Annotated in this window: 5 protein-coding genes; 2 read left to right on the top strand and 3 right to left on the bottom strand. The window is 45.3% G+C overall.

Annotated elements, in window-relative coordinates; translation table 11 throughout:
- Positions 1-105 precede the first annotated feature (105 nt).
- Complete coding sequence (locus RMO79_RS18390) at positions 106-1,419, bottom strand: YcjF family protein (RefSeq protein WP_396136634.1); 1,314 nt, start codon at positions 1,417-1,419, stop codon at positions 106-108.
- Between the two features lie 172 nt (positions 1,420-1,591).
- Here RMO79_RS18390 and RMO79_RS18395 point away from each other — a divergent pair, with 172 nt between their 5' ends.
- On the top strand, positions 1,592-1,867 hold the full coding sequence (locus RMO79_RS18395) for a DUF1778 domain-containing protein (protein WP_310484693.1): 276 nt from the start codon (positions 1,592-1,594) through the stop codon (positions 1,865-1,867).
- Complete coding sequence (locus tag RMO79_RS18400) at positions 1,867-2,382, top strand: GNAT family N-acetyltransferase (RefSeq protein WP_310484694.1); 516 nt, start codon at positions 1,867-1,869, stop codon at positions 2,380-2,382. Before RMO79_RS18395 ends, RMO79_RS18400 begins: the two co-directional genes overlap by 1 nt.
- A 16-nt stretch (positions 2,383-2,398) precedes the next feature.
- Here the strand turns inward: RMO79_RS18400 and mfd are convergent, their stop codons facing one another.
- Together mfd and pstB are read right to left on the bottom strand one after the other, a co-directional pair.
- Complete coding sequence (gene mfd, locus RMO79_RS18405; protein WP_310484695.1) at positions 2,399-5,782, bottom strand: transcription-repair coupling factor; 3,384 nt, start codon at positions 5,780-5,782, stop codon at positions 2,399-2,401.
- A 240-nt stretch (positions 5,783-6,022) separates the two neighbouring features.
- Positions 6,023-6,737: phosphate ABC transporter ATP-binding protein PstB (pstB, locus tag RMO79_RS18410; RefSeq protein ID WP_310484696.1), on the bottom strand; the 715-nt coding region annotated here is incomplete at its 5' end.

Here is a 6,737-nt window from a genome sequence, read left to right on the forward strand (position 1 = left end):
GATATTTTGAATGATTCGATATTATTCAATTTCACTCTAAACTTAGAGTAGGGGCAATTCATGAATTGCCCCTACTAATTTTCAGCAATTAATTCGATCGCAATCTCAACTTACTCTAAACTGTTCTTTGGCACTACTAAAAGCTGCCGCCATCACTGCTTGAATTTGCTGCGGATCCGGCTTTTTACCACCCATCAGATCGCCGAAATATACGCAAGCACCTTCGCCTAATGCTACTGTATAAGCCGCCGCCCAGGAAGCCGAAATAACACTCCCAAAACCAGGGATAAATTTAATTAATTGTCGGGCGATTAATTGGGCGACAAAGCCACCTGCGATCGCGCTAACTACGCCACCTGCTTGAGATGGAGTCAGGGTTTGCCCGTATAATTTACCTAATAAGCCTACCATCGAGACTTGAATGGCGGTAAGTACGGGTAAATCAGCGAAGGGTAAGGGAATTGCGGCGACGGCACCTGCGGCGATCGCACAGGGTAAAATATAGCGACGAGCGACATCGCGATAGATATTGCCGAGTTTGTCACTTTCGCCATCGCTGGTAGATTTACCACTGTCGAGTAATTGCGACATCGCTCTCGATTCGGCTTCGGGAAGGAGATCGGCAAGAGTCGTTCGCATTGTCTCTAAGCCATAAAATTCGGGCGTGTAGCCGTCTTCTGCCAAAGTGAAGTCAATTAGTACCGCCCGATCGAATAGCCCGACAAACGCCTGCTGGATGCCTGTGAAGGCACGATCGACTGCCTCGATGCTGATGGGTTCGTCTGGATGCTCGGTTTGAGTGGTGGGATAAACTTCGTGCAGACAGGTGACTGCGAGTAAACAGGGAATCTGTGGATATTTTTGACGTAATTCTCTAGCAATTTGGCGGAGCGTATCGATCGCGAAATCATTAATTTTCACTGTCAAAATAATGATGCGCGGGCGACTGGTTTCGGCTTCTAAATCGCCGATGAGTTCTTGAATCAGAGTATTGGTATCGCGATCGATATCGCCCAATCCAACTGTATCTGTAAATACTAATAATGGTAGTTCGCTGGAAGGATAATTATAGCGGGTTGTCGATTGAGTATGCGGGCGAAATCCTTGTCCGACAATTTCTGCCGATACCCCCGTCAATCCCCGCACGATCGAACTTTTACCCGCTTGGGGTTTACCAATTAATAAGGCTTCGGTAGTGGGTAATTGCGCGCGCACTGTTGCCAAAATTTCGGCAACTTGAGTTTCATCTACCCGAAACCAATTACTAACTGTTTGTGCGGCTTTATCTACAGGTAAAATTTGCATCACTTTATCTGTCGCCTGATGCCAGCCGCCTGTGAGTCGCTGCGTCCAAACATTGGGTGTCGGAGGCGTTGGTGTGGGCTGGGGCGTTGAAGATGGTTCTGGTGATTGTGGCACGATCTTGGGGGAGTGACGGCACTAAATTACTAATTTAATTATCAGCTACTCGATCGCGCCTGGTGGAGTGTTATTACGGTAGTATTTACCGTCGAGGGGCTTCAATCAAGTCGTTGTCCTGACATTGTGTGTATAATATTAGCTAGCAGCGTCTAAAATTTCATAATTAACAATGAATGCTAAAGAATCGAAGACCGAACGAATTGATGTGCGTACTACTGTAGCAGCAAAGCAATTGCTACAACAAGCAGCCGCAACTTCACACAAAAGTGTGAGCGAATTTTTGTTAGAAAATGGGTTGCAAGCAGCAGAAGCAACTCTAGCAGATCGCCGATTATTTGTGCTTAATGACGATCGCTGGCAAGCATTTCAAGCCGCACTAGATCGACCCGTAGCAGAGAAGCCTCAGCTCAAAAAACTACTGACTGAACCAGGGGTTTTTGATTGATGTCCGATTTTGAGTCTCAACCATATATTGAAAAATTAACTGCTGCTCATTTAGTAACTGACTTTGATTGTGGACAAGCAGAACTAAATCAATTTCTTCATAAATATGCTTACCAGAATCAAAAAGCTAACAGTAGTCAAACTTATATCGGTATTTATGAAGATGCGGTTATTGGTTACTATAGTTTAACAGTGGGTTCGGTTATCCATTCCCAAGCTCCTAGTCGAGTAACTAAAGGACAACCAAAGCATCCAATTCCAGTCATGATTTTGGCACGTTTGGCTGTAGATCGACAGTTTCAGAATCGTGGTGTGGGTAAAGGTTTACTTAAAGATGCGCTCAAACGTACCGCTCAAGCAGCCGATCTGGCAGGTATCCGCGCTTTACTCGTCAATGCTAAAAATTTAGATCTAAAACTCTGGTACGAAAAGTTTAATTTTGAGCCTAGTCCGATCGATTCATTGTCTTTATTTCTGCTCTTAAAAGATTTAAAGAAAATATTAGAAACTGATTGAGTAGACGATCGTTAACTTAGACAATAGAACTACTAGTCATTAGTACCCCTTCCATCTTGCTCAACACATCAATTAGGGTTTCTACTTGCTCATTCGGGCGCAATACGCCTAAGCCTCTAGCAGTGACTTTACCCGTACTATAAACATAGCGCGATCGAGAACTATCGGTTAGATATTCGGCGAGTAAATTCCAAGCGGGTTCCGCCATTGGTGTCTCTAAAACAATGTGTTGTTTTCCATCGGGACGAATCCGACTAAAGCCGAGTTGTTTGGCAATTTGTTTGAGTTCGACGATGCGGAATAATTGTTGAGCTGGTTTAGGAATTTCACCATAGCGATCGTGCCATTCGGCGGCAATATTGACTAGTTCTTGTTTGGTATCGGCGGCGGCTACCGATCTATAAGCACTCATTTTTTGCTCTAAATCGGAGATATAATCGGCAGGAATCATCGCCGTTACTTTGAGTTCGATTTGAGTATCGTCAACTTGCGGAATTTCTTGCCCGCGAATTTCTTTAATTGCTTCTTGTAACATTTCCATATACAAGTCAAAGCCAATTACATCCATCTGTCCCGATTGTTCGGCACCCAACAAGTTCCCGACACCTCGAATTTCCATATCGCGGGTGGCGAGTTGATAACCAGAACCCAACTGAGTGAACTCTTGAATTGCTTTTAACCGCTGTCTGGCTGTCTCAGATAGGGTTGATTCCTTGGGGTAAAATAACCAGGCATGAGCTTGAATTCCCGCCCGTCCGACGCGCCCTCTTAATTGATATAATTGGGATAAACCAAAGCGGTGAGCATCTTCAATTAAAATAGTATTCACGCGCGGAATATCTAAACCAGATTCGATAATTGTCGTACAAACGAGTAAATCGGCATCGCCATTACTAAATGTCAACATTGTCGATTCTAGCTCGGCTTCGTCCATTTGTCCGTGGGCGATCGCAATCCGGCAAGAGGGAATTTGTTCTCGAATTTTGCCAGCAGTTTCTTCAATACCTTCAATGCGAGGCACTACATAAAATATTTGTCCGCCGCGATCGAGTTCTTGTCGAATTGCCGTCGCGATCGCATCTATTTTATAAGGTGATAAATGAGTGGCGATCGGTCGGCGGGATGGTGGCGGTGTGGTAATTAAGCTCATTTCTCGCACACCAGAAAGGGACATATATAAGGTGCGGGGAATGGGTGTTGCGGAAAGGGTTAAAACATCAATCTGACTTTTGAGTGTTTTAATTTTCTCTTTTTGATTGACTCCAAATCGTTGTTCTTCATCGATCGTCAATAATCCTAAATCTTTGAATCTCAACTCTTTGTTGAGGAGTTGATGGGTACCGATGACGATATCTAATTCGCCAGTTTTGAGGCGTTGTAAAATATCTTTGCGTTCTTCAGCAGTCCGAAACCGATTCAGCAATCCAACATTAATTGGATAGGGGGCAAAGCGTTCTTTAAGGGTATGGTAATGTTGCTGAGTTAAAATTGTCGTCGGTGCGAGAAAGATCACTTGTTTATTCGCAGTAACGGCTTTAAAGATCGCCCGAATTGCTACTTCAGTTTTGCCAAAACCAACATCCCCACATACCAAACGATCCATCGGTCGATCGCTTTCCATATCCCGCTTGACATCTTGGGTTGCTTTCAATTGATCGGGTGTGGGTTGATAGCGAAATGAGTCTTCTAATTCTTGTTGCCAAGGGGCATCAGGTGGAAAAGAAAAACCTTCTTTTTGCGATCGCTCGGCATATAATTTCAGCAAGTCGAATGCTAATTTTTTAATCGACTTTTTGACTTTTGCTTTAGTCTTTTCCCAAGCTTGTCCCGATAGTTTATTTAACTCTGGCTTTGCTCCTGCTGCTTGTCTGAATCGCGATAATACTCCCACCTGATCTGCTGGGACTTTTAAAGAACCATCGGCATATTGAATCGTTAAATAGTCGCGCAAAGTATCATCAGTCTGAATACTTTCAAACTTGACAAATCTACCCAGTCCATGATTGCGATGCACCACATAATCGCCCGGACGCAATTTATTCGGATCGACTTGCTTAGATGCCGCTTGTCGCCGCTTGCGCGTATAACTAAAACTTGCTAAAGATTGCTGTCCGAAAAACTCTCTGTCGGAAACTAATACCATCCGAAACGTGGGTAAAATAAAGCCTTCTAATTCTGCCACGCCTGAATATTTAATCGCTACTGCCGTATGCTGAATTTGTAACTTATCGATTGCCGGAAAATCGCGCGGATTGGGCACGAATTGAGCGGGACAATCGTGTTCTTGTAATAACGATACCGATCGCGATGGTTGTGCGGATACCAACCAACTCGAATAACTTTGTTTGTGATAACCCCGCAGAGTTTCGGCAATTTTAGCAAACTGATGGGGAATCGTCGGAATCGATCGACAGGCTAAATTTAAACCCTCACCACTGACAGCTAATTCATCTAATTGTAGATACTTAAATCGCTCCGCAATCTTGGCAACACTACTACCAAACTTCTGGTGCCAAACTGTAGTCCCGGCGGGTAATGTTTCCCACTCCTCTTGAATATACTCCCACCACCGATCGTTATGTGCCTGACATCGATCGAATTCATCGATCGCGACTAGACAATTAGCTGGTAAATAATCTAATAATGAGTAATGAGCCACTGCATTATCTTCGCCAAAGATCGTCCCAAAATTTACCGGGGTAAGAATTAGACTCTCAATTTTATCGAGCGAACGTTGCGTACTCGGATCGAATTCTCGTAACTTATCTAACTCATCTCCAAACCACTCCAGCCGCACGGGTAATTCCGCCGCCACCGGGAAAATATCGATAATATCCCCCCGCCGACTCCATTGTCCCTCAGTCTCTACCAACGGCACGCGCTCGTAGCCCAAAGTTACCAACTGAGTACCGAGCCGCTCGACATCGCCCTCATCACCCACCTGCAACCGCAAACATCGCGCATCAAACTCTTCTGGCGACGGCAAATGTGGCTGCAAAGCCAACGTGGTACAGACGATCGCGACTCGTCCCCCCGTTTCCACTTCGGCTCCTGGAACTCGCAAAGATCGCACCTCCGCCAACCCCTGCATCTGTCCCCAAATCATCTCAGATTCGATGCTATTTGCCCCGTAGGGCGATGATTCCGTCGTCGGGTAGAAGTGGACGGTTTTCCACCCCATTGCCTCTAATTGCGCCGCCCACCTGCCACCTTCTTCTACCGTCGCCGTTACCACTAATAAATGTTGTTCGGAGGCTTGTGCTAATGCTGAAGCCACTAAGCCTTTGGGCAACCGAGGTAATCCACTCAAATGCAGCGTTGCTTGCTGCTGTAGTTTTGAGAGCAGTTCCGCCGTTAGTTGGGAGCGTTCGAGGGTACGAATCAGTGCAGAAAAAGCCATCGTTTAAGTCAGTGGGGAGGGGATGGGGTGACGGGGGGACTGGGGGACTGGGGGAATCGATTTTTACAGATCTTTAAACGATTCAAATAGGCTCTGATTTTCAGCTTAGAAGGTTTTATCGAATTTTTAAAGGGTGATGGGCAATCGATCTAAATCTGCGATTAGCCAATTCAAATAGGGGCAATTCATGAATTGCCCCTATTTGGGAAATAATTTAAAGTGGCGAACATCTAACCAAATTTAGCCAAAGCGACCGCTGATATACTCTTGAGTGCGCTCTTCCTTGGGAGAATTGAAGATAGTGCGGGTGTCGTCGTACTCTACTAAATAACCGAATCGGCTACCACCTGCACCAGCTTCGGCATTAAAGAACGCCGTTTTGTCGGACACCCGTGCCGCCTGTTGCATGTTGTGGGTAACAATAATAATCGTAAACCGATCTTTTAACTCGTGGATCAGATTTTCGATTTGGACGGTGGAAATCGGATCGAGTGCCGAACAGGGTTCGTCCATTAAGATTACTTCTGGCTCGACGGCGATAGTTCGGGCAATACACAACCGCTGTTGTTGTCCGCCAGAAAGCGATAAACCGCTTTGCTGGAGTTTATCTTTGACTTCTTCCCACAGTGCTGCTCTGCGGAGCGATTGCTCCACTCGCTCGTCGATGTTGCCTTTAAAACCAGCAATTTTTAATCCAAAGGCAACGTTGTCATAAATAGATTTGGGGAATGGATTTGGCTGTTGGAATACCATGCCAATTCGCCGCCGGACTTCGACTGGATCGATCCTAGAATCGTAGAGATTGTTACCTCGGTAGGTAATAGCACCTTCTACTCTGGCATTGGGAATCAGATCGTTCAAGCGGTTATAACAGCGTAATAGCGTACTTTTACCGCAACCAGAAGGGCCGATAAAAGAGACTACGTTATTTTTAGGAATATCTAGAAACACATTC

The organism is Chamaesiphon sp. VAR_48_metabat_403 (genome assembly GCF_031422475.1).
Lineage (GTDB): Bacteria > Cyanobacteriota > Cyanobacteriia > Cyanobacteriales > Chamaesiphonaceae > Chamaesiphon.

What these genes read in the sequence shown, in the direction of transcription:
- RMO79_RS18395 (WP_310484693.1), top strand. Translation starts at nt 1,592, where the DNA reads ATGAATGCTAAAGAATCGAAGACCGAACGAATTGATGTGCGTACTACT.
- RMO79_RS18400 (WP_310484694.1), top strand. Translation starts at nt 1,867, where the DNA reads ATGTCCGATTTTGAGTCTCAACCATATATTGAAAAATTAACTGCTGCT.
- mfd (WP_310484695.1), bottom strand. Translation starts at nt 5,782, where the DNA reads ATGGCTTTTTCTGCACTGATTCGTACCCTCGAACGCTCCCAACTAACG.